This is a genomic window from Marivivens aquimaris (assembly GCF_015220045.1).
GTDB classification, from domain to species: Bacteria; Pseudomonadota; Alphaproteobacteria; order Rhodobacterales; family Rhodobacteraceae; genus Marivivens; species Marivivens aquimaris.
In genome coordinates, this window is sequence record NZ_JADBGB010000001.1 from 1,111,044 (window position 1) to 1,136,434 (window position 25,391).

A 25,391-nucleotide genomic window follows, 5' to 3' on the forward strand; every position below is an offset into this window, starting at 1 on the left:
CTGCATTCCAGAATTTACCTCTGGTCGTTGTAAGTAAAGATAATACTGGAATATAAGAGCGTTCATGTCGGAAAACTCAGAAAAGCGCAGCCTCATTCAGATCGCCCGTGACAGTGGAGCGCAAGAGACCGCGCCGCCGCTCGATTTGGGTGCCCGCGTGCGTGAATTGCGCAAGGAACGCGACTGGACGTTGGAGCAGGCGGCGCAGCACGCCGGACTTGCCCGTTCGACTCTGTCCAAGATCGAGAATGGTCAGATGTCTCCGACCTACGAGGCGCTGAAAAAGCTGGCTGTCGGTCTGAGCATTTCCGTCCCCCAGCTGTTTACAACTCCGAGCCGTAGTCAGGTGAATGGGCGCATGGCGCTGACCCGCAACAGCGAGGGCCAGTCGCACATCACGACCACTTACGAGCATGAACTGCTCGCCGACCAACTGACAAAGAAAAACATGCTGCCGTATCGGGCACGGGTGCGCGCGCGGAGCATGGATGAATTCGAAGGCTGGGTGCGTCACGACGGCGAGGAATTCCTCTACGTGCTGACAGGCACCATCAAGCTGTTCACCGAATTCTACGAGCCGGTCGAAATGCGCCGCGGCGATAGCGCGTACTATGACGCCACCATGGGCCACAACGTCATCTCGACCAGTCAGGAGGATGCGAACATCCTCTGGGTCACGTCGCTGAACTAAGCCAGCGTCTTAGGCATCGGTGCGGCCGATCGGATTAGCCTCGTAACCGTCATCACCGAACCGGCGGTCGTCGTCATAGGCGTCTTCGCCCTCGGGAATGTTGTCGGCCACAGCCGTGATGCGCTCGTTATCCATCTCCGGGTCCATAATGACGTCGGCGGGCGTCGCGCCTTCCATCCACTCCGCCAGTTCGTCCTCTGCCTCGCGGGCGGGAACCTGGTACGTGTGGACGATCTCTTTGAGCAGGGCGGTGCGGTCACCTTCGATCGCATCCACGGTGTCGCTGTCCAGTTCGGGCCAGCGGGTGAGGATGCTGGGGACGAATGCGTTCCAATGCTCGGTTACTTGCTGCCATTTCATAGCGGTATCTCCTTGGTTGAAGGAAAAACGCGAGGGCAATGGCTTTGGTTCCTGAAACGAAAAAGGGCCGGATGAACCGGCCCTTCTTAGCGCGCAATCAGAACCAGGTCTGAACGCTTCGCGCCGTTTCGGAGATGTCTTCGCCCACACCGGCTACGGTGTTGCAGGCAGACAGCGCCACGAGCGCGAGTACGAGGAGGATCTTAGTCTTCATACCACCACACATCAGGTTGCCATCCCGGCCAGTCGCCGAAAATCGGAATGTCCTCGGGGTAACGGAGGTTCGCGTCATATGCAATCCGGCTGATGTTCCACTGATAGGTAGGGATCACATACCGTCCGGCAGTCAGCGCGCGGTCCATCGCTTTGACAGCAGCAACAAAGTCGCTCTGGCTTTCCGAGGTCAGCATCTGGTTGATCATCGCGTCGACGGCTTCGGACTTCACGCCCATCAGGTTCCGGCTGCCCACGGTGTCGGCGTATTCGGAGCCGTAATAGCCATACTGCTCGTTACCCGGCGACAGGCTGAGGCCGCGGCGGTAGTAGGTCATGTCGAAGTCGAAGTTGTCGGTACGCTCTTTGTATTGCGCACTATCAACGGCATCGACGGTGGCCTTGATACCCACGCGGTCGAGCGACTGGATGAACATATCGGCAATCGACTGGAATTCCGACGCACCGGTCTGGAGGAGGATTTCGAACTCCAGAGGCTCGCCCGCTTCGTTCTTCATCACGCCGTCCTGAATGGTGTATCCGGCTTCTTCGAGCGCTGCGAGGGCTTCGCCCGTGCCAGCACGGTTCCGCTCCGATCCGTCCGAGACGGGAAGTTCGTAGCCTTCGATAGCACCCGGCAGCAGGTCGTCCGCGTAGGGTTCAAGGAATTCCAGAACGCGGCCTTCAGCCGGTCCGGTGCTCATGCCCAGCGGCGAGTTCGAATAGTACGAGGTGATGCGCGGCTGAGTGCCGCCGGTCATGGTCTCGTTGATGAACTCGAAGTTGAAGATGTCGATCATCGCATCGCGCACGTGCCAGTCGTCGAACGGCGCCGAGCGCGTGTTCATCACAAAACCGGTCATGCCCGAGGGACGTTCGTGTTGCAGTTCGTCCTTCTTGACCGAGCCGTCCTGCGCGCGCGGGAAGTCGTACTGGCTCATCCAGCGCGCTTCGTTAAACTCGCGGGTGAAGTTCACTTCGCCGGTCTTGAACGCCTCGAACGCGGGCGCTTCGTCGCCGAAGAACTCGATGCGCAGCGTGTCGAAGTTGTTGGTGCCTTTGCGGAACGGCACGTCCGCGCCCCAGTAGTCGGGGTTGCGGGTGAACTCGATAAAGCGGCCCAGTTCGTAGTCGGTGATGACGTAGGGCGACGACGTCACGGGGATCATGTCCGGCGCTTCTTCGGCGAAATCCACGCCTTCGAACTGCGATTTTTGCAGGATCGGACGGAGACCGGCCAGCAGCGCCAGTTCGCGGTCCTCGGTGTTGAACGTCAGGCGGACCGAACGGTCGCCGGTCTGTTCAATCTTTTCGACCTTGGCCCAGAAGCCGCGGTAACGGCCGTGACCCTCCGTGCCGAGCGTCTCAAACGACCAGATGACGTCCTCTACGGTGACCGGCGAGCCGTCCGAGAATTCGGCGGCGGGGTTCAGCGTGAACTCGACCCATTCGCGGTTCGGGCCGGTTTCGATGCTTTCAGCCAGCAGACCGTAGAGCGAGAACGGCTCGTCCAGCGAGCGGCCCATCAGACTTTCGCCCATCAGGTACGGCAGCTGCCAAGGCGAGCGGCCAGTGTCCACAAACGGGTTCAGCGTTGTGAAGGATCCGACCTCTGCGGTGGCCATCGACCCGCCCTTGGGCGCGTCGGGGTTCGCGTAGGGCAGGGAGATGAAGCCCTCTTCCAGCGCGGGATCACCGTACATTGCAATAGCGTGTTTTTGTTCGGCATTTGCCATACCCGCCGCAGCGAATAGTGCGGCAACGGCAATGCCATATCTCAATTTCTTATTTAGCTGGACGTTCATTCGATGAACTCTCCCCTCTGCTCATATGCCTGTGATTGAGCGTATCGGGGGTTTTGGCTCAGTTCAAACTTAATGCTTGGAAGTTCGCGGGTAATTGCCTATAAAGAGGGCACTGCTCGATAGGTTTCTTGCCTGTATGAAACCTGCCTCAATGACTTAACGCCGGCTTCGTGCCGGCGTTTTTTTTATGGCTATTCCCTGCTTCGGGCAGGCGGCTCTATTGCCTCGGAATCGGCAGCGGCGCAAGTGCGAATCCCCCTCATATTCGCGGCATGTCCCATTGAATTTTTCTGCAGGTGCAGCATTATCCGTTTAACGATTGGCTTTACGGAGGAGGCTTCCCCAATGACACTGTCTGGTAAAACTGCTGTGATTACCGGCTCGAACTCGGGCATCGGGCTCGGCGTGGCGCGTGAACTGGCGCGGGCAGGGGCGAGCGTCGTGCTGAACTCCTTCACCGACCGCGACGAGGACCACAAGCTGGCCACCGATATGGAAGCCGAATTCGGCGTGGTCGTCCGCTACATCGCCGCCGATATGTCGAAGGGCGAAGACTGCCGCGCGCTGATCGAAAAGGCGGGCGCCTGCGATATCCTCGTGAACAACGCAGGCATCCAGCACGTCTCTCCGATCGAGGATTTCCCGATGGAGAAATGGGACGCCATCATCGCGATCAACATGTCTTCGGCCTTCCACACCACCGCTGCTGCGCTACCGATGATGCGCAAGGCGGGCTGGGGCCGCGTGGTGAACATCGCTTCCGCCCACGGTCTGACGGCCTCTCCCTACAAAGGTGCATATGTTGCTGCCAAGCACGGCGTTGTAGGCTTTACGAAGGTGACCGCGCTGGAGACCGCGAAAGAGGACATCACCTGTAACGCCATCTGCCCGGGTTACGTGCACACACCGCTGGTGGACGCGCAAATCCCTGATACGGCAAAGAAATATAACATGACCGAGGAAGAGGCGATCGAGAAGGTCATTCTCGAACGTCAGCCGTCCAAGCAATTCGCGACCGTCGAACAGATCGGCGGCACGGCGGTCTTCCTTTGCTCTGACGCCGCTGCGCAGATCACCGGAACGACGATCAGCGTGGATGGTGGCTGGACCGCCCTTTAACGCACAGAACGATAAGAAAGACTGAAGGGAAAAGATGATGAAACGGATCAACTTGGCCCTTCAGGGCGGCGGCGCGCACGGTGCTTTCACGTGGGGCGCGCTGGACCGTCTGCTCGAAGAGGACGACATTGAAATCGCGGCGATCTCCGGCACATCCGCCGGAGCGCTGAACGGCGCGGCCCTGAAATCCGGTCTGGTGTCAGGCGGACGGGAAGGGGCAAAGGAGCAACTCCGCTGGGTGTGGAGCAGCGTTGGCGCGATCACCCATCCCGCGCTTGCCAAATGGATGGAGCCCTTCGCCGAAGTCAGCGAGCTTTATGCACACGCGCTGAACTACTCGCCCGCCTATATCTGGTGGGACACGGCGATGCGGATGATGTCGCCTTATTCCAACGGCGCGGTGCTGCAAAACCCTCTCGGTCGTGTGCTGGGCGATCTGGATTGGGAGGCTCTGCTGTCCCACGAAGGCCCCGAACTCCACGTCTGCGCAACGAACGTCCGCACCGGTAAGATCCGCATTTTCACCGACACCGAAATCAGCCCCGACGCGATCCTCGCCTCCGCCTGCCTGCCGACCCTGTTCGAAGCGGTGGAGATCGACGATCCCCAGACCGGTCAGCGCGAAGCGTTCTGGGACGGCGGCTTCACGGGCAATCCCGCGCTTTTCCCGCTGTTTCCCAAACACCTGCCCGACGACATTCTGATCGTAAACATCAACCCGCTCTACCGCGAGGAAGTGCCGCGTGATGCCCAGTCGATCCAGAACCGCATCAACGAGATCAGCTTCAACACGTCCTTGCTGCGTGAGTTGCGCGCCATCAGCTTCGTCAAACGCCTGATCGCGGACGACGACATGCCAGAGGGCAAGATGAAGGACGTGAAGGTGCATCTGGTCGAGGATGCGGCGCTGATGACGGAACTCAGCATCGCGACCAAAATGATCGCGCTGCCGACGGTTCTGTCGCGCCTGCGCAATGCGGGCTATGCCGCGATGGAGCGGTTCTTGGGAGAGCACAAAGACCAGATCGGCACCGAAGGCAGCGTCGATCTGGCTGCGATGTTCGCTTAGGTTTTGTCCTTGACCGGCGTGGCGGTTACGCCGTTCTTATCCTTGCCGTTCGGATAAACGAGGCCCGCAGAGATCACGAGCTTCGCCGCGTCCTCGACCGTCATATCAAGGATCGTGACTTCGCTTTCCGGCAGGAACAGCAGGAAGCCAGACGTTGGGTTCGGCGTGGTCGGCAGGAACACGGTCAGCACCTTTTCCTCGGTCACGACCTTTTCGGCCATCTCGCCCTTTGCGTCGGTGGACACAAAACCGATCGCCCAGACACCCTTGCGCGGATATTCGATGAGGCAGGCTCGATCGAAGCTGGACTCGGTCTGTGCGAACACCGTCTCGGCCAGCTGCTTCGCGCCATTATAGATCGAACGGATGACCGGCATCCGCGAGACCATGTTCTCACCCCAGTTGAGGAAGCTACGGCCAATTAGGCCCTTCGCCATCCAACCGACGAAGACCGTGAAGATCAGGAACAGAACTACACCCAGACCACGCACGTTGACGCGGATGTGGTCGGGGCTTGTCGGGTTCGGATCGCCGAACCAGCGGTTCACCAGCGCTTCGGGGTGATAACCGCCCGGCACGAACGGCCAGACGAAACCATCGACCCAACCGGCGACGGACCAGATCAGCCAGATCGTAAGGCCGATAGGGGCCACAACGACAAGTCCGGCAAGGAAGTTATTGCGGAGGACACCGAATACGCTCGTGCGTTGTTTCGGAGGCGTAATCTGGGAAAATTCGTTCACTATCGGCCCGACGGGAAAAGGTTCTGCTTAGTATGTAAGAGCGGGGTGGCCCCCGCTCAATCTCTTATCGCCCGTTATTCCGACTTTCGTGACAGCTTGTCCAAAGCAACGGCGATTTTCGCGGCAAGGCGTGCATTGTTAAGCACCAGTGCAATATTCGCCGTCAGGCTGCGGCCCTCGGTGATCTCGTACATGCGCTGGAGGAGGAACGGCGTGACCTCTTTTGCCTTGATGCCCTGCGCGTCTGCATCGGCCAGAGCGGCTTCGATGTGCGGCAGGATCTCTTCGGCGGTGATTTCGGCGTCCTCGGGGATCGGGTTACAAACGAGCTGACCACCCGGCAGGCCAAGCAGGCCGCGCATCTGGTGAGCGTTGGCGATCTCGTCCGCGGTGTCGAGGCGGATCGGCGTCGGGATGCCCGACGTGCGCGACCAGAAGGCAGGCAGTTCGTCCTGACCCAGACCAATGACCGGCACGCCCAGCGTTTCGAGCACTTCGAACGTCTTCGGCAGATCGAGGATCGCTTTGGCGCCAGCCGCCACAACGGTGACAGCCGTCTGCGCCAGTTCCTGAAGGTCGGCGGAGATGTCGAAGGTGGTTTCAGCGCCGCGGTGAACACCGCCGATACCGCCGGTGGCGAACACGTCGATGCCAGCCGCTTCGGTGCAGATCATGGTTGCCGCAACGGTGGTCGCGCCCGTGCCGCCGGTAGCGAGGCAGGCCGCGATGTCGGCGCGGCTCAGTTTCTTGACGTCCTTGGCCTGACCCAGATCGTCGAGCTGATCGCTATCAAGGCCGACGTGCAGCGTGCCTTTGATAATGGCGATGGTCGCCGGAACAGCGCCGTTCTCGCGCACGGCAGCCTCGACAAGACGCGCGGTTTCGACGTTCTGCGGGTACGGCATACCGTGGGTGATGATCGTACTTTCCAGAGCGACGAGCGGCGTGCCGTTCTTCATCGCTTCGGTGACTTCGGCGGAAAATGCCATCGGGATCATTTGGGAATTTCTCCTGAAACGTATGTAGCAGCGGCAAAGAGCGCACGTTCGAGCGCGTCGTGGCGGTTCATGCCTTCGCGTTCGGACGCGATATGCGCTGCCATGAAAGTGTCGCCCGCGCCGGTCACGCGTGTGACCAGCACCTTGGGCGGTGTGAGTGTAATGACGTCTTCGCCAGTCGCCTCAGAGGCGGAGCTACCGCCGTCCGTCACCAGCACGCGCTTGCAACCGCGCGCGATGAGGCCCTTGGCTGCCGTCTCGGACGACGGGAAATCGGTGTGGCACAGCAGGCTGGCTTCCTCGAGGTTCACGTAGAGCGTCGCCGACGGATGCCCGACCAGCGCCAGAAGGCGGTCCGCTTTGCCCGGACTTGCGGGCGCAACGCGGAGGTCGGATTTGCTGAACAGCGGCGAATGCGCGATCTGGCGGAGGAGTTCGACCGTCAGGTTGCCGTCCAGTGCCACGAGGCCCTCGTACGGCGCATCAACAGACCCGAGCGAGCCATCAGACAGCGGACGCAAGATCTTGTCGCCCGCCTGTTCCAGCGAATGCGCATCGGCAATCGCGGCGATCAGACCGTTGGCACCCTCGACCGCCATATAGTTGTCGGTCGGCAGGTCGTCGGAATGATAGAGGTGATCGACGATCATCCCCATCGCAGCGGCCTGCTCGGTCAGCTCTTCGCCGGCCGGATCACGGCCGATGGCAGAGAGCAGAGCAGGGGTCATGCCAAAGCGCGTCAGGGTCATCGCGATATTCATCGCAACACCGCCCGGAACGCGGGTGATATGACCCGGCACGTCGGATCCGACGCGCATGACGACAGAGGAACGGCCGATGATGTCCCAAAGGACCGACCCGATACAAAGGATGTCTGGCGAAGTGTTCATAGACGTGTCATGACCCGACCGGAGCGCCGCCGCAAGGCCGGAAAGCGATTAAGCGTACGCAACTTCTCTTTTACTGTTGTCAGCTGTCAATTTCTGGCGTAAAGGCCCAGCACTCAAACCCGCAGGCGGAGGCGGGCCCTATGGGGAGACATCCCATACGGTCCACCGGTTGACGAAAAGTCTGATCCTCCGCTGAGGCCAAACCGGAAAAGGAAAAGGACATGGCTCTTCCCGAGTTCACCATGCGCCAGCTGCTTGAAGCTGGTGTTCACTTCGGCCACCAGACCCAGCGCTGGAACCCGAAGATGCAGCAGTACATCTACGGCTCGCGCAACGGCATCCACATCATGGACCTCACCCAGACCGTCCCGATGCTGGACGCTGCTCTGAACGCAATCCGTGAAACCGTTGCTCGCGGCGGTCGCATCCTGTTCGTCGGCACCAAGCGTCAGGCTCAGAAGCCGATCGCAGAAGCTGCTGAAAAGTCGGCTCAGTTCTACATGAACCACCGCTGGCTCGGCGGCACGCTGACCAACTGGCAGACCGTTTCGCAGTCGATCGCTCGCCTGAAGTCGTACGACGAAGCTTCGGAAAACGGCTTCGAAGGCCTGACCAAGAAAGAGCGCCTGAACGCAGAACGTGAACAGACCAAGCTCCAGCTGTCGCTCGGCGGAATCCGCGAGATGGGCGGCGTTCCGGACATGCTGTTCGTTCTCGACGTCAACAAAGAAGACCTCGCGATCCTCGAAGCCAAGAAGCTCGGCATCCCGGTCGTCGCTGTTGTCGACACCAACTGCTCGCCGGAAGGCGTTGACTATGTCATCCCGGGCAACGACGACGCTGCTCGCGCTATCCAGCTGTACTGCGACCTCGTTGCACGCGCTGCTCTCGACGGCATGAGCACCCAGCTGCAGAAAGCCGGCGTCGACATGGGCGCCTACGAAGAGCTGGCTGAAGAAGCTCTCGCCGAAGACGCTCAGTAATTACTGACCCTTCGTAAAAATGATACCGGACGCGGTTATGCGCGTCCGGACCCTTATTTTCAGGAGATGTGACATGGCTATCACCGCAGCAATGGTGAAAGAACTGCGCGAGTCGACCGGCGCAGGCATGATGGACGCGAAAAAAGCTCTCGTCGAAAACGATGGCAACATGGACGCCGCAGTTGACTGGCTGCGCACCAAGGGCCTCGCAAAAGCCGCCAAGAAGTCGGGCCGTACCGCTGCTGAAGGCCTCGTCGCCGTCGCCGTTTCGGGCAACAAAGGCGTCGCTGTCGAAGTAAACTCGGAAACCGACTTCGTTGCGAAGAACGCAGAATTCCAGGGCATGGTCGCTAAGATCGCTGCCGCTGCTCTGAACGTTGCTGACGTCGACGCGCTGAACGCTGCCGACATCGGCGGCAAGTCGGTTGCAGACACCATTACCGACAAGATCGCTACCATCGGCGAAAACATGGGCGTTCGCCGCATGGCTTCGATCGAAGGCGGTCAGGTTGTCAGCTACATCCACAACGCTGCCACCGACGGCATGGGCAAGATCGGCGTTCTCGTCGCTCTGGACGGCGACAATGAAGCGTTCGGCAAGCAGGTTGCGATGCACATCGCCGCTGTGAACCCGGCTGCGCTGGACGAGTCGTCGCTCGACGCTGCTGTTGTCGAAAAAGAGAAGTCGATCCAGATCGAGATCGCTCGCGAGTCGGGCAAGCCGGAAGCTGTCATCGAAAAGATGATCGAAGGCCGCATGAAGAAGTTCATCGCTGAATCGACCCTCATGGGTCAGGCATTCGTCGTGAACCCCGACCTGACCGTTGAAGCCGCTGCTGCTGAAGCCGGCGTCAAGGTCACCGGCTTCATCCGTGTGGAAGTCGGCGAAGGCATCGAGAAAGAAGAGTCGGACTTTGCTGCTGAAGTTGCAGCAATGAACAAGTAAGACTTCGTTCTTTCTGAATGAATGAAGGCCCGTCGGAGCAATCCGGCGGGCTTTTTCTTTGGTCGGTGCGCGCTGCGGGGCAGGGTGCGGAGGAGGGGCTTTGCCCCTCTTGGCCAATGGCCAATTCACCCCAGGATATTTGGGGCACAAAGGCAGCAGTGTCGGGACATAAAAAAGCGGCACTGCGTCGGGAGAACGCAGTGCCGCGAACTATATTGTGCGCACGGGATGGATTAGCACACAACTAGCCTGATGCTGAAACGACCTAGCAAACATAGCCGTCCCAACGCGCCGCAAACACGGCACAAAACCAAGAGCCTTGTAATCGCAAGGGTTAGTCTTGCTGGGCGTTCCTTTGGCTCAATGAGCCACCACTCACGGAACGGTTACTTATTGCCATTTGACGTAGCGTAACAAAAGTAGTGGAAACCTGACCTTTGGGAATTTCCCAATGATTACGCGTCGATAACGAACATCTGGTTATAAAACGCCGCCTTGAGAACGGCCTGTGCGGTTGTGTCCACATCGAGGGCTTCACGGGCAAGGCGAAGGTGCTTTTCGATGGTCGCTGGCGTCAGATTCATCAGGTATGCGATATCGGCGGTGGTTTTGCCGTCACCGACGAATTCGAGCACTTCGCGCTGTCGTTTGGTCAGCTGGCGATGGCGCGCATACGGGAGCGTCAGGAGTTTCAGGTAGGCCACGTTGTTCGCCAGAGTGATGTCGCGGCCGTGCTTTTCCCAGATCCCGTCGACCTGTTCCTGCGTCATGTTCCTTTTCGCGGTGAGCGCGACGGCACCTTTGGTACGGGCGGTCACGGAGCGGAAGCTGATCGTGTAGCCGGCTGTCACGCCCATGGAGCGGTTATATTCGACGGTGCGCAGTTCGCCTTGGGACAGGCTATCGATGTTTTGCGCGACCCAGCTCCAACTACAGGCGCCGTCGTTCTCCATGGCCCAGCGGACCATGGGCGCGTTGAAGTACATGCCTTCGTCAATGAAGGCGCGCATGTATTCCGGCGTCTGGTTGGTAAGAACGACCCAGTCCTGCGGATCGCCGAGGGAGCTCGTTGTGCGGTAGCGTGTGTAGCCTAGAATGATCCGGTCGAAGCCGTAGCGGGCCATGCGTGTCGAGTGGAGTTCCCAGAGTTCTTCGACGGATGGGGCGTTGGTAATGGCTTCGAGGTGATCGATAAAATTTAACACAAGCGAGTCTTTGTTCGAGTTTCTACGCTAGGTAGGAGTATCACTTTCCATACCTTTACAAAAGCATGAATGAAGCTAACGCGGTGCCTAGGTCGGAGATCTGGGGCGCTTGTGCGACACCGTTTTCGCCTCAGTGGCGCGGTCAGAAGCCTGAGAACAGGATAAAGATGAAGATTAGCAACATAATACTGATTATGCCACTTATGAACTGCATGATCGCGAGACCTTTGTTTGTGCCCTTGCGGGATATGAAAACGCCCGCGTGACGTATCACACGGGCGTTTCGCATTTGTTAACCGAGCGCGTAGCCTGCGCCGCGAACCGTGCGGACCGGATCGCCGCCGCCGTAAGCCGTGAGCGCTTTGCGCAGGCGGCCGACGTGGACATCGACGGTGCGGGTGTCGACGTAGATGTCGCGGCCCCAAACGCGGTCGAGCAGTTGTTCGCGGGACCAGACACGGCCGGGCTTTTCGATGAAGGTCGAGAGCAGACGGAACTCGGTCGGGCCGAGCTTCAGCTGTTCCCCTGCCCGCGTCACGCGGTGCGTTTCGGCGTCGAGCTGGATGTCCTCGAACACGAGCGTCTGACCGGCCAGTGCGGGACGCGTACGGCGCAGTTGGCTGCGGACACGGGCCAGCAGTTCGTTGACCGAATACGGCTTGACCACATAATCGTCGGCGCCCGTTTCGAGCCCGCGCACGCGGTCCACGTCTTCGGAGCGTGCCGAGAGCATGATGATCGAGATCTCGCGGGTTTCGGGGCGCGATTTGACGCGGCGGCAGACCTCGATGCCCGACAGGTTCGGCATCATCCAGTCGAGGATGACCACGTCCGGTTCGTCTTCGGCAATCATCAGAATGGCTTCTTCGCCATTGGCTGCGGTCGACACCCGATAGCCTTCGGCGCCTACGTTGTAGGCCAGCATTTCGCGCTGTGCGGGTTCGTCTTCGACGATGAGGACGTGGGGTTCGGAGGACATGACGGTACCTGTTACTTCACTTCGGCGATGAGCGAGGTGTTATCGCCTTTGGGACGCGGATCTTCCGGCAGTTCGCCGGTGACGAGGTAGATGACCTGCTCGGCCATGTTGGTGACCAGATCGCCCATACGTTCGATGTTCTTGGCAATGAAATGCAGGTGCATACAGGCCGTGATGTTGCGCGGATCTTCGAGCATGAAGGTCAGCACTTCGCGGAAAAGCGCGTTATACATCTGGTCGACGTCTTGGTCGCGCAGACGCACGTCGGCTGCGAGGGCAGCATCGCGCTGGATCAGCGCATCAAGCATGTCTTTGAGCATGTCCTGCACTTCGCGGGCCATACGGCGCAGTGCGGCATCGGGGCCGCTGATGCGCTGGCCTTGAGCGATGACGGGCACGCGCTTGGCGCAGTTCTTGGCGTAGTCGCCTACCCGCTCAAGGTTGCCGTTGATTTTCATCACGGCCAGAACAGTGCGCAGGTCGGTCGACACCGGAGCGCGGAGCGCGATGATGCGGGCGCATTCTTCGTTAATGGTGGTTTCGAGAGCGTCGACGGCCTTGTCGGCCTTGCGGACTTTCTCGGCCAGTTCGGTGTCACGCTCTTCGAGCGCCTTGGCGCTGTCGAGGATCGCGGCTTCGACGAGGCCACCCATCTTGATGATTTGCGCCTGAACGGCTTCGAGATCGCGGTCGAAGGCAGAAGAAATGTGTTGAGCCATGGGTGCCTCCGGTTAGCCGATTTTGCCCGAGATGTAGCTCTCGGTGCGTTGGTCTTTCGGGTTGGTAAAGATGTCCGAGGTGTCGCCGTATTCGACCAGATGGCCGAGGTGGAAGAACGCGGTCTTCTGGCTGACACGGGCGGCCTGCTGCATCGAGTGCGTGACGATGACCACGGTGTATTCCTGACGGAGCTCGTCGATCAGTTCCTCGACCTGCGCGGTGGCGATCGGGTCGAGCGCGGAGCACGGCTCGTCCATCAGGAGTACTTCGGGCGACGTGGCGATGGCGCGAGCGATGCACAGACGCTGCTGCTGACCACCCGAAAGGCCGGTGCCAGGCGCCTGAAGGCGGTCCTTCACCTCGTCCCAGATCGCGGCGCGGCGCAGGGATTTCTCAACGATTTCATCCATTTCCGCTTTGTTCTTCGTCAGGCCGTGGATGCGCGGGCCGTAGGCGATGTTGTCGTAGATCGACTTCGGGAACGGGTTTGGTTTCTGGAACACCATGCCGATCTTCTGGCGCAGCTGCACCACATCGACGCGCTTGTCGTAGATGTCTTCGCCGTCCAGCGTGATGCCACCGGTGACACGGCAGCTGGGGATGGTGTCGTTCATGCGGTTGATGGTCCGCAGGAAGGTGGATTTGCCGCAGCCCGACGGGCCGATGAATGCGGTGACCGCACGGGCCTGGATATCGACGTCGACACCCTTGATCGCTTCGGAGTCGCCGTAGAAGACGTGGACGTCGCGGGCGGTAATCTTGGTCTCGTTCATATCAATAGCTCGTTCAATGTAGCGCATGTCGTTCATAGCATAACTCATTACCAGCGACGTTCGAATTTGCGGCGCAGGATCACCGCGATGATGTTCATGGCCAGAAGGAAGAAGAGGAGGATAATGATCCCGCCCCATGCGCGTTCATAGAATGCCGGATCGGCGCGCGATGCCCACTGGTAGATCTGTGCGGGCATGGCCGAGTTCGGCGTGTCGAAGCCGGCGATGAAGCTCTCCGGCGTGTTGGTTGCGAGAAAGCCGACCATACCGATCAGCAGCAGCGGTGCGGTTTCACCCAGCGCCTGCGCCAGACCGATGATGGTGCCTGTGAGGATACCCGGCATGGCGAGCGGCAGAACGTGGTCGAAGACCGCCTGCATACGCGACGCACCGAGGCCCAAAGCGGCTTCGCGGATCGACGGCGGCACGGCTTTGAGGGCGGCGCGGGTCGAGATGATGATGGTCGGCAGCGTCATCAGGGTCAGCACTAGACCGCCGACCAGCGGGGCCGATTTGGTGAAGTGCATCGTCTGGATGAAGATCGCGAGGCCAAGGATACCGAACACGATGGACGGCACAGCGGCGAGGTTCGAGATGTTCACTTCGATGACGTCGGTGAATTTGCTCTGCGGTGCGAATTCTTCGAGGTAGATCGCAGCGCCCACACCGATGGGCAGCGCCAGCAGCAGAACCACGATCATCATGTAGAACGAACCGAGGATCGACAGACCCATGCCCGCCTGCTCCGGACGGTTGTCCGAGGCGTCGGCGCCGAAGATGAATTCGGAGTTGAAGTGCAGACCGACGATGCCGGCGTCCTTCAGTTGATCGATAATATCGAGGTGAGCCGCATCGAGGTTCTTGTCGTTCACGAGGTCGGCGCGTTCGACACGGCCCTTGAAGTAGCCGTCAACGCGGGAGGACGCGAAGAAGCTGAAATCGACGGTGGTGCCGATGGCGTCGGGGTTTGCGAGCACGAAGTCACGCAGTTCGCCCGGTGCGGAGTCGGACATGATCTTGCCGAGGTCCTTGCCGGACATTTCGGTCTCGACGCCCTTGGCTGCGACCTGCTCTTCGAGCGCCGTGTAGATGATGTTCTTGTAGGCGCCGGTTTTGAGCATGGAGGCTTCGGCGGCCTCGATCTCTTCGGCGTTCAGCGTGATCGGCAGGTCGATGAAGGTCTGGCGGAAAGCCGAGGAGCCGTTCATCAGGATGTTGGTCAGCAGAACCACGAGGAACAGGCAGCCGATGCTGATCGCACCGATGCCGTACCACTGGAAACGCTTCTCTGCGGCCTTGCGGCGCTTGAGGCGCGCGTCCTGCACGAAGAGCGAGTTCTTTTTCGGGGCAGCGTTGTTCTGGCCGTTTGCGGAAGTATCGGTCATTCGTACTGCTCCCGGTATTTGCGGACGATGTAGAGGGCGAGCACGTTCAGGCCGAGGGTGGCGACGAACAGCGTGGTTCCCAGTGCGAAGGCCACCAGTGCTGTCGGCGAGCTGAAGTCGGCGTCACCGGTCAGCTGCGAGACAATGCGCGTGGTAATGGTGGTCATCGCTTCGAACGGGTTGAGCGACAGGCGGGCCGCGGCCCCTGCCCCGAGCACCACGATCATGGTCTCACCGATGGCGCGCGAGGCGGCCAGCAGGATTGCACCAACGATACCCGGCAGAGCGGCGGGGAAAACGACCTTGCGGATGGTTTCCGATTTCGTCGCGCCGAGGCCTAGCGAGCCGTCGCGCAGTGATTGCGGGACCGAGTTGATGATGTCGTCGGAGAGCGAGGACACGAACGGGATCAGCATGATGCCCATCACGAGGCCAGCGGTGATCGCCGCATCAGCGCTGCCCATCCACGTGACGCCAAGTGCGCCGCCTTCACCGAAGGCCGATTTCAGCAGCGGGCCGACAGTGACCAGCGCGAAAAGGCCGTAAACGATGGTCGGGATGCCTGCGAGCACTTCGAGCAGCGGCTTGGCAATCGAACGGACCGGACGCGAGGCGTATTCAGCGAGGTAGAGCGCGGCGAACAGACCGATCGGAACGGCCACGGCCAGCGCGATAAGCGAGATGTAGAGCGTACCCCAAGCGAGCGGCAGAATGCCCAGCTCGCCGCCACCACGGAAGTTCGGCGCCCAAGTGGTGCCGAAGAAGAACTCGGTTGCGGGGTAGATGCGGAAAAACTGGAGGGTGTTTCCGAAGAGCGAGACGATAATCCCGACCGTGGTCAGAATGGCAATTGTCGCGCAGCCTATCAGAAGAAAACGAACGCCGGCCTCAGTCTGCCGGCGGGTACTGCGAGTACGGAGGCCCTTCTGAACGCCGCGTACTGCAAGCACGACGGCAACGATGGCCACGATAATCCAAACGAGAGTCATAACGGCTCCGGCGTATTAGGGTTGGGCAAGGGGTGATCCCCTTGCCCAGAGACAGGTCGTTACTGACCCATCATGACGCGGTTGGCAACGTTCTCTTGGGTCTGAGCCAGTTCCGGATCCGAAACGAGACCGTAAGCTGCCAGCGGGCCGTCGGGGCCAGCGAGTTCGTCAGCTACGAAGAAGGTTGCGTATTCCTGCAGGCCCGGGATTACGTCGAGGTGTGCACCTTTGACGTAGAAGTACAGCGGGCGCGATACCGGGTAGTCACCCGAAGCGATGGTTTCGGTCGACGGAGCAACGCCCGACATGGTGGCTACTTTGAGCTTGTCGGTGTTGTTTTCGTAGAACGACAGACCGAAGACGCCGAGGCCGTTCGAGTCAGCTTCGATGCGTGCGAGGGTTTCGGTGTAGTCGCCGTCGATGTCGGTCGACAGACCGTCGGTGCGAACAGCCATACATGCTTCTTCAGCTGCGTCTTCGTCGCCGCCGTTGATTTCGAGGATGGCTTCCATAGCGCCCGAGTCTTCACAACCCTGCAGCAGAACCTTCTCTTCGAAGACTTCACGGGTGCCGTGCTTGGTGCCCGGGATGAAAGCAGCGATCGGAGCGTCCGGCAGGTCGCCGTTGACTTCGTTCCAGTTGCTGTTCGGGTTGGCAACCATCGCGCCGTCTACCGGCAGTTCAGCGGCCAGAGCGTTGTACCAGTCAGCCGGTACGAAAGCGTCGAATGCCGGGCCGTTGATGTCCGAAGCGAAGACGATGCCGTCATAACCGATGCGGACTTCGAGGATGTCGGTGACGCCGTTTTCGGCGCAGGTTGCAATTTCGCTGTCCTTGATGGCGCGCGAAGCGTTTGCAACGTCGATGGTCTCTTCGCCGACGCCTTCACAGAAAGCGCGCAGACCAGCGGACGAACCACCCGATTCAACAACGGGGGTCGGGAAATCAGTGTTTTCACCGAATGCCTCAGCTACGATCGAAGCGTAGGGCAGAACGGTCGACGAACCAGCAACCTGGACGTTGTCACGCGCGGTAGCTGCGGTGGCCGAAATGGCAGCGATGGCCAGAGCGGAAGCGGTGAGCTTGTAGAACGACATTAATCAATCTCCTGAGTGTCGGGCTTGTCGTTTGTGTTCGACTTGCCCGCTCCGTCTATGGGTCGAGCAATGCGCTTTTGTGACACTAATGTAAGACTTTTATGACAGTCGTCGAATTGTCGGCAAATTACTGCGTCGGGAGCAGGATTTCGAAGGTGGAACCCTCGCCTTCCTTGCTGCGAATGACCAGTTTTCCTCTGTGCCGAACGGCAATATGTTTAACGATTGCAAGGCCTAAGCCCGTTCCGCCCACTTCGCGCGAGCGGTGACGGTCCACGCGGTAGAAACGTTCGGTCAGACGCGGGATATGATAGGACGCAATGCCCTCACCGTAGTCTGTGACACTCACTGTGACACCGGTGGCGCGCAATTGTGACAGCTGAGTCGGCTCCGATATGACGATGTCGACATTCTTTTCCCGCCCGCCGTATTTGATCGCGTTCTCGACCAGATTGTTGAACACCTGACGGAGCTGATCGGCGTCGGCGGGCACCATGACGGGCTGCGCAGGTTTGGTCAGATTGAGCGTGACCTTGTTATTGTCGGCAACCGGCTGGATGGCGTTCACACAAGTTTCCATCACCTGCGCGATGTCGATCATCGTGCTAGGACGGATGCGTTCGTCTTCTTCCACGCGGGACAGGTGCAGCAGGTCCTGAACGAGGTGCGCCATGCGCCCCGCTTCGGATTCCATGATGCCGAGGAAACGGTCCTGCACGTTGGGGTCGTTCTTGGCCGGACCGCGCAGGGTCTCGATGAACCCCATCAGCGAGGTCAGCGGCGTGCGCAGTTCGTGGCTGACGTTGGCGACGAAATCGCGGCGCATCTCGTTGGCGGTCTCGATATCCGTGCGGTCCTCGAACGTAATCATTGCGCAATCACCGTCGGGCAGCGATACCGGCGCGATGTGGGCGGCGTAGACGTAATCGCGGCCGCCATCACGCAGCATATGACGGACAGAGCTTTTCCGGCTCTTCATCAGCGCGCCTTCGATCCCCTCCAGCATGTCGGGCGCACGCAGGATGGTGATCACCGGACGGTCCACGCAGTCATTCTTCAGAAGATCGCGCGCGGGCTGGTTTGCGGCAACGATGCGTTCGTCGGGCCGCACCAGCAAAGCAGGCAACGGCATCGCGTTCACAAAGTTGATCTGAATCGGGGTCATATCAATCATGTCTCTTGAGTAGAGCGGCACGCATCACCAAAACAAGATCGTTTCCTCCCCCATAATGGTGATTATTCAGCCACCAATACTGCGAGATATTGTGAAACCCGTAAGACAACTGCCTGGATGGTGGCAGAAATACCAAGGGAAATCACATGGGTGCTATAGGATTACTCAGCGCAGACACGCCCGCGACCGCAGTGAAGATGCTTGTCATCGGCAGCCGCGATGTGTGGCCGAACCACGACACGAGCAATGACGGGTTCAACTTTGTCGATTACCGTTCGTTCTCGGCAGAGATGCTGGAACAGTTCAAGCCGGACATGGTGATGTCGCTGCTGTTCGGCACGGGATTCGATGCCATGGACATTGCTGCCAAACTGTTCGAGTTCGGCTTTGCCGGCCCCTACCGTGCGCTGTGCGCGAACCTTCCCAACCCCGCGCTGGTGAAACGCGAGATTTCGCAGGTCGCGCCGCTGCTGGATTTCGATCTGGTGTCGCTGCCGGCTGTCGCCCGCATGGTTCATTAACGGACGGGCTTCAGCCCGTTCTTGAAGCGCTGCGCATTGGCCTGATAGCGCAGCGCGGAGTCGGTGATCCGCGCGATCGCTTCCTCGTCCAGTTGGCGGACCACCTTCCCCGGTGCGCCCATGACGAGGCTGCCGTCGGGGATGACTTTGTTTTCGGTGATCAAGGCCCCTGCCCCGATCAGGCAGTTTTTGCCTACCACAGCGCCGTTCATCACCATCGCGCCCATGCCGATCAGCGTGTTGTCCCCGATGGTGCAGCCGTGGAGCAGCGCCTTGTGCCCGATGGTACAATTCTCGCCAATGGTCAGCGGGTAGCCCATATCGGTGTGAAAGACGGTGTTTTCCTGAACGTTGCTGCCTTTGCCCACGGTGAGGCGCTCGTTGTCGCCCCGCAGTGTGCAGCCGAACCAGACAGAGCTGCCCTCCATCAAAGTCACCTTGCCGATCAGGTTCGCGTCTTCTGCGACCCAGACGTCATCAGCGATTTCGGGGGCGTGGCCGTCCAGTTCGTAGATCATCGTTCCTCGAATTCCTTGTTCAGGCCGCGCACGAATTCATTCAATCCGGGGCGGCGGTCAGCGCGGGCGCGTTCGGCGGTGAGTATGGTCTTCAGTTCATCCTCGGCGGCGTCCACATCCTCGTTCACGATAACATAGTCGTACTCGGCCCAATGGCTGATCTCGTCGCGGGATTTCGCCATGCGGCCCGCGATAACCTCTTCGCTGTCCTGCGCGCGGCCACGCAGACGCGATTCCAGATCGGCGATGGAGGGCGGAAGGATGAAGATGGACACGACGTCTTTGCCGAGCGCGGAGCGGCGGATCTGCTGACCGCCCTGCCAGTCGATGTCGAACAGCGTGTCGCGGCCTTCGGTCATGGCAAGCTCAACGGGACCGCGCGGGGTGCCGTAGTAGTTGCCGAACACCTCGGCGTGTTCGAGCATTTGGTTGGTTTTGACCAGTTCCTCGAACTCTTCCTTGGTCTTGAAGTAGTACTCGCGGCCGTCTTCCTCACCGGAGCGCGGCGCGCGGGTGGTGGCGGAGACCGAAAACTTCAGCGTCGGGTCCCACGCCATCAGTCGTTTGGCGAGGGTCGATTTGCCGGCACCCGAGGGGGACGACAGGATAATGAGAAGCCCGCGGCGCTGGATCTCGGTCATGGTTCACTCCACGTTCTGGATTTGCTCGCGCATCTGTTCGATAACGGCCTTCAGTTCAAGCCCTACTTGCGTCAATCCGGTCGCTTGTGACTTGGAACAGAGGGTGTTGACCTCGCGGTTGAACTCTTGGGCAAGGAAATCGAGCTTGCGGCCAGCGGGTGCGGGATCAGAAATCAGCGCGCGGGCAGCGGCGACGTGAGCCTTCAGGCGGTCGAGCTCTTCGGTGACGTCCTGTTTGACGGCGATGATCGCGAGCTCTTGCGCAAGTCGGCTTTCATCGACCTCGGCGTCCTCCATGACGCGCTGGAGCGCGGCTTTGAAGTTCTCGCGGACTTCGGGACGGCGTTTATCGGCGGCGTCCTGCGCGTCAGCGATCAAAGCCTCGATGCGGTCCAGTTGTTCAGAGATGACGGCGTGGAGCGCAGCGCCCTCGGCGGCGCGCATCTCGGCAAATTCGTCCAGCAGCGGCGCGAGGTCGGCCAGGACGTGCTTTTTCAGCGCATCGGCATCCTCTTCGGCGCGGGTGTTGGTCCAGACGCCGCGGGTTTGCAGGATTTCGGCGGTGGAGGGCTTTTCGACCTGGACGCCCTTGGCCTTGGCGCGGACGGTGATCGTCTCTAGCGCGTTCAGCACGCTGTCGAGCGCCCATTCGTCGAGGTAGAGCGAGCGTTCGCCCTCGTCGCGGGACAGACGCATGTTCACGGTAATATTGCCGCGCGCGAAACGTTTGGAGATTTCTGCGCGAACGGTCTGCTCCAGCCCGTCGATCCCGTCAGGCACACGCAGACGCATGTCGAGCCCGCGCCCATTCACACTCCGGATATCCCACGTCCATTGAACATTATCGTCGGCGCCGCTGCGGCTGGCGAAGGCTGTCATGGAACGGATCACGGGATACTCCTTGGCGGTTTGGCGCAGATAAAAGCAAAGCGTCATGCGCTGCAACCCGCTTACCGCATTAACCTATTTACCTTTTATTAAGTGATTGGCGGCAAATGGTGGCTTAACAGCTTGGTAATGTTTGTGAGGACGATGTTATGACGACCGAAACCGCTGAAGTGTCCATCCTTGATCTCTTGCGTAAATACTGGAGCGAGTTGCGCCAGACCGACACGCTCCCTGCCCGCACCAAAATCGACCCCGTGCAAATCGACGATGCGCTGCCGTCATCGTTCATTCTGGAACGTGCCGACGAAGGCCCCGCGCATCTGCGTGTGTCGGGTCAGCGGATCAGCGAGATGGTGGGCTTCGATACGCGCGGGCTGCCGCTGCCGCATCTGTTCGACGCGCCGAACCGTCAGCGGATCTGGGGTCTGAGCGATACGTGCCTTGCGGCGCCTGCTGTCGTCACACTCGGGATCGAGGCGAAGGCGGCCAATGGATTTGGACGAGTTTCGGGCCGTATGGTGTTGATGCCATTGGCAGATTCCGACGGAACGGTGAACCGCGCGCTGGGCGGGTTCGAGCTGCATAGCGCGGTACCGATTGCGCCTGAGTGCCTCATCGTGCCGAGCAGCGCCGCGCCGAAAATCGAGTATCTCAGCGAAATCCCGACCATCAAAGAAAGAAAGCCGGCCCCAAGGCCGGCTCTCCGTCTCGTTGTCGATAATACCTGACGGTTACTGGCCTGCGGCGCGGGCCAGTCCTTCGCGGCGGGACGACAGTTCTTCGGCCACGAGGAACGCCAGTTCCAGCGACTGCGATGCGTTCAGACGCGGGTCGCAGGCGGTGTGGTAGCGGTCGCTCAGGTCTTCGTCGGTGACAGCGCGGACCCCGCCGGTGCATTCGGTCACGTCCTTGCCGGTCATCTCGAAGTGGACGCCGCCCGGGATCGTGCCTTCGGCGTTATGCACTGCAAAGAAGTCGCGGACTTCGCGCAGGACGCTGTCGAACGGACGGGTCTTGTAGCCGGTCGACGACTTGATGGTGTTGCCGTGCATCGGGTCACAGGTCCAGACCACGTTGGCGCCCTCTTCCTGAACAGCCTTGATGAGGCGCGGCAGGTGTTCACCGACGTTGCCGGCGCCGAAACGTGCGATGAGGGTCAGACGGCCCGCTTCGTTGTTCGGGTTCAGCGTGTTCATCAGCGACTTGAGGTGGCCGGTGGTCATCGACGGGCCGCACTTCAGACCGATCGGGTTCTGGACGCCTTTGCAGAATTCGACGTGTGCGCCGTCGGGCTGACGGGTGCGGTCGCCGATCCAGATCATGTGGCCCGAACCTGCGAGCCACTTGCCCGAGGTCGAGTCCAGACGGCACAGGGCTTCTTCGTATTCCAGAAGCAGTGCTTCGTGGCTGGTGTAGAAGTCCACGGTCTGCATGGCGTGGCTGGCTTCGTCACGGATGCCAGCAGCTTCCATGAAGTCCAGCGTGTCGCTGATGCGGTTGGCCAGTTCGCGGTAACGTTCGGCTTCCGGCGAAGCGGTGAAGCCGAGGGTCCATGCGTGGACCTTGTGGACGTCTGCATAACCACCGGTCGAAAACGCGCGCAGCAGGTTCAGCGTGGCGGCAGCCTGCGTGTAGGCCTGCAGCATACGGTCGGCGTCGGGGATACGGGCTTCGGGGGTGAAATCAAAGCCGTTGACGATGTCACCGCGGTAGCTCGGCAGTTCCACGCCGCTGATGGTTTCGGTCGGCGCCGAACGCGGCTTGGCCATCTGGCCAGCCATGCGGCCGACTTTGACGACCGGCACTTTCGCGCCGTAGGTCAGAACCATCGCCATCTGCAGCATGACCTTGAAGGTGTCGCGGATGTTATCGGCGCTGAATTCGGCAAAGCTCTCTGCGCAGTCGCCGCCTTGAAGAAGGAAAGCGTCGCCGCGCGAGACAGCAGCCAGTTTTTCACGGAGACGGCGCGCCTCGCCTGCAAAGACCAAGGGCGGATAGCTTGCAAGCTTCGCTTCTACAGCGTTCAGCTTTGCCCCGTCCGTATACTCGGGCATCTGAACTCTGGGCTTGTTGCGCCAGTCAGATTTCTGCCACTCGGTCATTTTATTGCTCCATAATCTCTACTTAAGCGTACCGTATTACTGAATTAGCGGTAACGGCATGCCGTTTATAAAGACACGAGTCGTTTGAGCAATAAGCAAATGGTCATTCCGCTATAAGTAGTAATGAATTGCTCAATGGGATTTGCTTATGTCACGCCCCCTTGCGAAAGTTTTGTAAAAGTAGTTGAGGTTTTGACTGAATCTGCGCTGACTGGGTGGGCCATGGAACTAGAAATTCAAATTGTCGACGTCGACGCACCGGCAAAGCCGCGCCGCTTTGTTTTCGTGCTGCTCGACCAGTTCACCATGCTGCCATTTGCCAGCTCTATCGAGTGCCTGCGCATCGCCAACCGTATGAGTGAAAAGAAACTTTACGAGTGGGTGATTGCCGGTGACGGCGGTGAATTCGTCACCTGTTCGAACGGCGTTGAGTTCAAACTTCAGGCCGATTTGGACGAGCTGCTGCGCGATGACACCATCATGGTGTGCGGCGGTATCAAGGTGCAGTCCGCCACCAACCGCCGCATCGTCAACTGGCTGCGCCGTGAAGCGCGCCGCGGCGTTGTCGTGGGCGGTCTGTGTACTGCGGCTTACACGCTGGCGAAGTCCGGTCTGCTTGATGGCAAGCGCGCGACGATCCACTGGGAGAATCACGACAGCTTCTCGGAGGAGTTCGACGAGGTCGATCTGACAAAATCCGTGTTCGTTGTGGACGGCAATCGTCTGACGGCTGCGGGCGGCACCGCGTCGCTCGACCTGATGCTCAAGATCATTGCCGACGATCACGGTGAGGAACTGGCGAATGCGGTGGCCGACCAGCTGATCTATTCGTCGATCCGTACCGACCAGGATACCCAGCGTCTGTCGATCCCGACCCGCATCGGTGTGCGTCACCCGAAGCTGAGCAAGGTGATCCAGATGATGGAAAGCAACATCGAGGACCCGATCAGCCCCGCCCTGCTGGCCAAGGAAGTCGGCATGTCCACGCGCCAACTCGAACGCCTGTTTCGCCGCTACCTCGCGCGGTCGCCGAAGCGTTATTATATGGAGCTTCGCCTCCAGAAAGCGCGCAACCTGCTGATGCAGACGGACATGAGCGTGATCAACGTCGCACTGGCCTGCGGATTCGCGTCGCCGTCGCATTTCTCGAAGTGCTACCGCGCCCATTACGAGACCACGCCCTACCGCGAGCGCGGAAGTCACGGCAGCAAGCACTAAGTCGCTTTCGGCATCCGAACTGTCGCGTTTGTAGGCAAAAGGCAAAAAGGCGGGCAATCGCCCAGTTTCGGGGCAAAGTTCCGTTAGAGCGCACTTTTCTTTTCTCAAACGGCGTTCTAGCCTCACAAACGGATAAGATCATCCGATAGGGAGATAATTATGAAAAAACTGATGCTGGCCACCGCAGCCGCTGCACTCTTCGCAGGCGCTGCTTCGGCAGATGACATCAAGATGGGTGTGATCCTCGGCTTCACCGGCCCGATCGAATCCCTCACCCCCGACATGGCTGCTGGCGCAGAGCTGGCGATGAAAGAAGTTTCCGACTCCGGCAAGCTTCTGGGTGGCTCGACCGTCACTCCGATCCGCAAGGACTCGACCTGCATCGACTCGTCCGCTGCCGTCACCGCTGCTGAAGAACTGATCGCCGAAGGCGTATCGGGCATCTTCGGTGCTGACTGTTCGGGCGTCACCGGCGCTATCCTGACCAACGTTGCTGTTCCGAACGGCATGGTCATGGTTTCGCCCTCGGCAACCTCGCCGGGTCTGTCGACCGCCGAAGACAACGGCCTGTTCTTCCGCACCGCGCCGTCGGATGCCCGTCAGGGTGTCGTCATGGCCGAGCTGCTGATGGAGCAAGGCGTTGAATCGGTCGCTCTGACCTACATCAACTCGGACTACGGCAAGGGCCTCGCTGACAGCTTCCAGGAATCTTACGAAGAGCTCGGCGGCACTGTGACCATTTCGGCTGCACATGACGCAGGCAAAGGCGACTACTCGGCTGAAGTCGCGGCTCTCGCAGCTGCTGGCGGTGACCGTCTTGTCGTAGCTGGCTACGTTGACCAGGGCGGCGGCGATATCGTTCGCGCTTCGCTCGACGCTGGCGCATTCGACATGTTCCACTTCCCCGACGGCATGATCGGCGACGCACTGCCGGCAGCTTTCGGCACCGAGATCGAAGGTTCGTACGGTCAGGCTCCGGGTTCGGATAACCCTGGCTACCAGGCGTTCGTTCAGCTGGCGACCGACTTCAACGGCGAAGGCACCTACGCTTCGGAATCGTATGACGCGGCTGCTCTGATGCTGCTCGCCATGCAGGCTGCAAACAGCACCGATCCGTCGGTCTACAAGGACTACATCGAAACCGTTGCAAACGCTCCGGGCGAGCCGATCATGCCGGGCGACCTTGGTCGCGCGCTGGACATCCTCGCTTCGGGTGGTGACGTCGACCTCATCGGCGCAACCGGCGTCGAGCTGGTGAACGGCGGCGAAGCTGCCGGTTCGTACCGCGTTGTCACCTTCACCGACGGCGAGATGGTTACCGACAGCTACCGCTAATCGGTCATCTTTGCTATTTGGCGGCGCGG

General features: G+C 60.1%; 26 protein-coding genes and 1 pseudogene. 9 read left to right on the forward strand and 18 right to left on the reverse strand.

From position 1 onward, the window contains the following. Positions 1-64 precede the first annotated feature (64 nt). The gene (locus tag IF204_RS05530) at positions 65-691 is read left to right on the forward strand and encodes a helix-turn-helix domain-containing protein (protein ID WP_194095310.1); all 627 of its coding nucleotides are present in this window, start codon (positions 65-67) and stop codon (positions 689-691) included. A gap of 9 nt (positions 692-700) precedes the next feature. On the opposite strand, the gene IF204_RS05535 is transcribed toward IF204_RS05530, so the two are convergent. The 3 genes from IF204_RS05535 to IF204_RS05545 form a co-directional block, all read right to left on the reverse strand. Further along, positions 701-1,051 (reverse strand): CsbD family protein, encoded by a 351-nt coding sequence (locus IF204_RS05535; RefSeq protein ID WP_194095312.1) that lies wholly within the window; start codon positions 1,049-1,051, stop codon positions 701-703. Between the two features lie 97 nt (positions 1,052-1,148). Beyond that, a complete protein-coding gene (locus IF204_RS05540; RefSeq protein WP_194095314.1) occupies positions 1,149-1,265 on the reverse strand; it encodes an entericidin in 117 nt (38 codons plus the stop codon). Then, a complete protein-coding gene (locus tag IF204_RS05545; protein WP_407658895.1) occupies positions 1,255-3,069 on the reverse strand; it encodes an extracellular solute-binding protein in 1,815 nt (604 codons plus the stop codon). The genes IF204_RS05540 and IF204_RS05545 overlap by 11 nt, the downstream gene beginning before the upstream one ends. A 345-nt stretch (positions 3,070-3,414) precedes the next feature. Between IF204_RS05545 and IF204_RS05550 the strand changes: the two genes are divergently transcribed. Together IF204_RS05550 and IF204_RS05555 are read left to right on the forward strand one after the other, a co-directional pair. After that, positions 3,415-4,188, forward strand: a complete 774-nt coding sequence (locus IF204_RS05550) for a 3-hydroxybutyrate dehydrogenase (RefSeq protein WP_194095316.1) — start codon at positions 3,415-3,417, stop codon at positions 4,186-4,188. 37 nt (positions 4,189-4,225) lie between these two features. Then, positions 4,226-5,257: a patatin-like phospholipase family protein gene (locus tag IF204_RS05555; RefSeq protein WP_194095318.1), complete on the forward strand. Its 1,032-nt coding sequence runs from the start codon at positions 4,226-4,228 to the stop codon at positions 5,255-5,257. On the opposite strand, the gene IF204_RS05560 is transcribed toward IF204_RS05555, so the two are convergent. The 3 genes from IF204_RS05560 to IF204_RS05570 form a co-directional block, all read right to left on the reverse strand. Continuing rightward, positions 5,254-6,000, reverse strand: coding sequence for a DUF502 domain-containing protein (locus IF204_RS05560; RefSeq protein WP_322743262.1), 747 nt, complete (start codon positions 5,998-6,000; stop codon positions 5,254-5,256). The genes IF204_RS05555 and IF204_RS05560 overlap by 4 nt on opposite strands. Positions 6,001-6,074: 74 nt before the next feature. Next, positions 6,075-6,998 (reverse strand): pseudouridine-5'-phosphate glycosidase, encoded by a 924-nt coding sequence (locus IF204_RS05565; RefSeq protein WP_194095320.1) that lies wholly within the window; start codon positions 6,996-6,998, stop codon positions 6,075-6,077. Beyond that, positions 6,995-7,888, reverse strand: coding sequence for a PfkB family carbohydrate kinase (locus IF204_RS05570; protein ID WP_194095322.1), 894 nt, complete (start codon positions 7,886-7,888; stop codon positions 6,995-6,997). The genes IF204_RS05565 and IF204_RS05570 overlap by 4 nt, the downstream gene beginning before the upstream one ends. A gap of 221 nt (positions 7,889-8,109) precedes the next feature. Here IF204_RS05570 and rpsB point away from each other — a divergent pair, with 221 nt between their 5' ends. Further along, positions 8,110-8,871 (forward strand): 30S ribosomal protein S2, encoded by a 762-nt coding sequence (rpsB, locus tag IF204_RS05575; protein ID WP_167639343.1) that lies wholly within the window; start codon positions 8,110-8,112, stop codon positions 8,869-8,871. Positions 8,872-8,944: 73 nt separating this feature from the next. Further along, on the forward strand, positions 8,945-9,817 hold the full coding sequence (tsf, locus tag IF204_RS05580) for a translation elongation factor Ts (protein WP_194095323.1): 873 nt from the start codon (positions 8,945-8,947) through the stop codon (positions 9,815-9,817). 455 nt (positions 9,818-10,272) lie between these two features. Here tsf and IF204_RS05585 read toward each other — a convergent pair whose 3' ends face one another. The 8 genes and pseudogenes from IF204_RS05585 to IF204_RS05620 all read right to left on the reverse strand — a co-directional run bounded on the left by IF204_RS05585 (position 10,273) and on the right by IF204_RS05620 (position 18,130). Continuing rightward, positions 10,273-11,022 (reverse strand): helix-turn-helix transcriptional regulator, encoded by a 750-nt coding sequence (locus tag IF204_RS05585; protein ID WP_194095325.1) that lies wholly within the window; start codon positions 11,020-11,022, stop codon positions 10,273-10,275. Positions 11,023-11,314: 292 nt separating this feature from the next. Beyond that, positions 11,315-12,001 (reverse strand): phosphate regulon transcriptional regulator PhoB, encoded by a 687-nt coding sequence (gene phoB, locus IF204_RS05590; RefSeq protein ID WP_167639340.1) that lies wholly within the window; start codon positions 11,999-12,001, stop codon positions 11,315-11,317. 11 nt (positions 12,002-12,012) lie between these two features. Continuing rightward, positions 12,013-12,720, reverse strand: a complete 708-nt coding sequence (phoU, locus tag IF204_RS05595) for a phosphate signaling complex protein PhoU (protein WP_167639339.1) — start codon at positions 12,718-12,720, stop codon at positions 12,013-12,015. Between the two features lie 12 nt (positions 12,721-12,732). Beyond that, positions 12,733-13,530, reverse strand: a complete 798-nt coding sequence (gene pstB / locus IF204_RS05600) for a phosphate ABC transporter ATP-binding protein PstB (RefSeq protein WP_194095328.1) — start codon at positions 13,528-13,530, stop codon at positions 12,733-12,735. A gap of 11 nt (positions 13,531-13,541) precedes the next feature. Beyond that, positions 13,542-14,879, reverse strand: coding sequence for a phosphate ABC transporter permease PstA (gene pstA / locus IF204_RS05605; RefSeq protein ID WP_194095330.1), 1,338 nt, complete (start codon positions 14,877-14,879; stop codon positions 13,542-13,544). Beyond that, positions 14,876-15,757, reverse strand: a pseudogene (gene pstC / locus IF204_RS05610) (phosphate ABC transporter permease subunit PstC); the annotation flags it as partial. The gene pstA and the pseudogene pstC, both read right to left, overlap by 4 nt. 170 nt (positions 15,758-15,927) lie before the next feature. Continuing rightward, positions 15,928-16,965, reverse strand: coding sequence for a substrate-binding domain-containing protein (locus tag IF204_RS05615; protein ID WP_194095332.1), 1,038 nt, complete (start codon positions 16,963-16,965; stop codon positions 15,928-15,930). 127 nt (positions 16,966-17,092) lie between these two features. Beyond that, a complete protein-coding gene (locus IF204_RS05620; RefSeq protein ID WP_167638352.1) occupies positions 17,093-18,130 on the reverse strand; it encodes an ATP-binding protein in 1,038 nt (345 codons plus the stop codon). A gap of 155 nt (positions 18,131-18,285) precedes the next feature. Between IF204_RS05620 and IF204_RS05625 the strand changes: the two genes are divergently transcribed. Further along, positions 18,286-18,660, forward strand: coding sequence for a hypothetical protein (locus tag IF204_RS05625; protein ID WP_194095335.1), 375 nt, complete (start codon positions 18,286-18,288; stop codon positions 18,658-18,660). Here the strand turns inward: IF204_RS05625 and IF204_RS05630 are convergent. From IF204_RS05630 to IF204_RS05640, 3 genes are read right to left on the reverse strand one after another with little or no spacing between them, the layout of a single operon-like run. Beyond that, positions 18,657-19,178 (reverse strand): gamma carbonic anhydrase family protein, encoded by a 522-nt coding sequence (locus IF204_RS05630; protein WP_194095337.1) that lies wholly within the window; start codon positions 19,176-19,178, stop codon positions 18,657-18,659. The two genes, IF204_RS05625 and IF204_RS05630, sit on opposite strands and share 4 nt — an antisense overlap. Next, positions 19,175-19,810: a guanylate kinase gene (gene gmk / locus IF204_RS05635; protein ID WP_194098155.1), complete on the reverse strand. Its 636-nt coding sequence runs from the start codon at positions 19,808-19,810 to the stop codon at positions 19,175-19,177. Before gmk ends, IF204_RS05630 begins: the two co-directional genes overlap by 4 nt. Before the next feature lie 12 nt (positions 19,811-19,822). After that, positions 19,823-20,710 carry a YicC/YloC family endoribonuclease gene (locus IF204_RS05640; protein ID WP_322743263.1) on the reverse strand — a complete coding sequence of 296 codons (888 nt, stop codon included), beginning with the start codon at positions 20,708-20,710 and terminating at the stop codon, positions 19,823-19,825. A gap of 146 nt (positions 20,711-20,856) precedes the next feature. Between IF204_RS05640 and IF204_RS05645 the strand changes: the two genes are divergently transcribed. After that, positions 20,857-21,435, forward strand: a complete 579-nt coding sequence (locus IF204_RS05645) for a PAS domain-containing protein (protein ID WP_194095339.1) — start codon at positions 20,857-20,859, stop codon at positions 21,433-21,435. Positions 21,436-21,438: 3 nt separating this feature from the next. Here IF204_RS05645 and IF204_RS05650 read toward each other — a convergent pair whose 3' ends face one another. Further along, the gene (locus tag IF204_RS05650; RefSeq protein WP_194095341.1) at positions 21,439-22,809 is read right to left on the reverse strand and encodes a class II 3-deoxy-7-phosphoheptulonate synthase; all 1,371 of its coding nucleotides are present in this window, start codon (positions 22,807-22,809) and stop codon (positions 21,439-21,441) included. Between the two features lie 222 nt (positions 22,810-23,031). Between IF204_RS05650 and IF204_RS05655 the strand changes: the two genes are divergently transcribed. Both IF204_RS05655 and IF204_RS05660 read left to right on the forward strand, forming a co-directional pair. Then, on the forward strand, positions 23,032-24,027 hold the full coding sequence (locus tag IF204_RS05655; protein WP_194095343.1) for a GlxA family transcriptional regulator: 996 nt from the start codon (positions 23,032-23,034) through the stop codon (positions 24,025-24,027). A gap of 159 nt (positions 24,028-24,186) precedes the next feature. Beyond that, positions 24,187-25,362: an ABC transporter substrate-binding protein gene (locus IF204_RS05660; RefSeq protein ID WP_194095344.1), complete on the forward strand. Its 1,176-nt coding sequence runs from the start codon at positions 24,187-24,189 to the stop codon at positions 25,360-25,362. Positions 25,363-25,391 lie beyond the last annotated feature (29 nt).

Bases quoted from the DNA above. Each gene is read 5' to 3' on its own strand.
- IF204_RS05530 (WP_194095310.1), top strand. From the start codon at position 65: ATGTCGGAAAACTCAGAAAAGCGCAGCCTCATTCAGATCGCCCGTGAC.
- IF204_RS05535 (WP_194095312.1), bottom strand. From the start codon at position 1,051: ATGAAATGGCAGCAAGTAACCGAGCATTGGAACGCATTCGTCCCCAGC.
- IF204_RS05540 (WP_194095314.1), bottom strand. From the start codon at position 1,265: ATGAAGACTAAGATCCTCCTCGTACTCGCGCTCGTGGCGCTGTCTGCC.
- IF204_RS05545 (WP_407658895.1), bottom strand. From the start codon at position 3,069: ATGAACGTCCAGCTAAATAAGAAATTGAGATATGGCATTGCCGTTGCC.
- IF204_RS05550 (WP_194095316.1), top strand. From the start codon at position 3,415: ATGACACTGTCTGGTAAAACTGCTGTGATTACCGGCTCGAACTCGGGC.
- IF204_RS05555 (WP_194095318.1), top strand. From the start codon at position 4,226: ATGAAACGGATCAACTTGGCCCTTCAGGGCGGCGGCGCGCACGGTGCT.
- IF204_RS05565 (WP_194095320.1), bottom strand. From the start codon at position 6,998: ATGATCCCGATGGCATTTTCCGCCGAAGTCACCGAAGCGATGAAGAAC.
- IF204_RS05570 (WP_194095322.1), bottom strand. From the start codon at position 7,888: ATGAACACTTCGCCAGACATCCTTTGTATCGGGTCGGTCCTTTGGGAC.
- rpsB (WP_167639343.1), top strand. From the start codon at position 8,110: ATGGCTCTTCCCGAGTTCACCATGCGCCAGCTGCTTGAAGCTGGTGTT.
- tsf (WP_194095323.1), top strand. From the start codon at position 8,945: ATGGCTATCACCGCAGCAATGGTGAAAGAACTGCGCGAGTCGACCGGC.
- phoB (WP_167639340.1), bottom strand. From the start codon at position 12,001: ATGTCCTCCGAACCCCACGTCCTCATCGTCGAAGACGAACCCGCACAG.
- phoU (WP_167639339.1), bottom strand. From the start codon at position 12,720: ATGGCTCAACACATTTCTTCTGCCTTCGACCGCGATCTCGAAGCCGTT.
- pstB (WP_194095328.1), bottom strand. From the start codon at position 13,530: ATGAACGACATGCGCTACATTGAACGAGCTATTGATATGAACGAGACC.
- pstA (WP_194095330.1), bottom strand. From the start codon at position 14,879: ATGACCGATACTTCCGCAAACGGCCAGAACAACGCTGCCCCGAAAAAG.
- IF204_RS05615 (WP_194095332.1), bottom strand. From the start codon at position 16,965: ATGTCGTTCTACAAGCTCACCGCTTCCGCTCTGGCCATCGCTGCCATT.
- IF204_RS05620 (WP_167638352.1), bottom strand. From the start codon at position 18,130: ATGACCCCGATTCAGATCAACTTTGTGAACGCGATGCCGTTGCCTGCT.
- IF204_RS05625 (WP_194095335.1), top strand. From the start codon at position 18,286: ATGGGTGCTATAGGATTACTCAGCGCAGACACGCCCGCGACCGCAGTG.
- IF204_RS05630 (WP_194095337.1), bottom strand. From the start codon at position 19,178: ATGATCTACGAACTGGACGGCCACGCCCCCGAAATCGCTGATGACGTC.
- IF204_RS05645 (WP_194095339.1), top strand. From the start codon at position 20,857: ATGACGACCGAAACCGCTGAAGTGTCCATCCTTGATCTCTTGCGTAAA.
- IF204_RS05650 (WP_194095341.1), bottom strand. From the start codon at position 22,809: ATGACCGAGTGGCAGAAATCTGACTGGCGCAACAAGCCCAGAGTTCAG.
- IF204_RS05655 (WP_194095343.1), top strand. From the start codon at position 23,032: ATGGAACTAGAAATTCAAATTGTCGACGTCGACGCACCGGCAAAGCCG.
- IF204_RS05660 (WP_194095344.1), top strand. From the start codon at position 24,187: ATGAAAAAACTGATGCTGGCCACCGCAGCCGCTGCACTCTTCGCAGGC.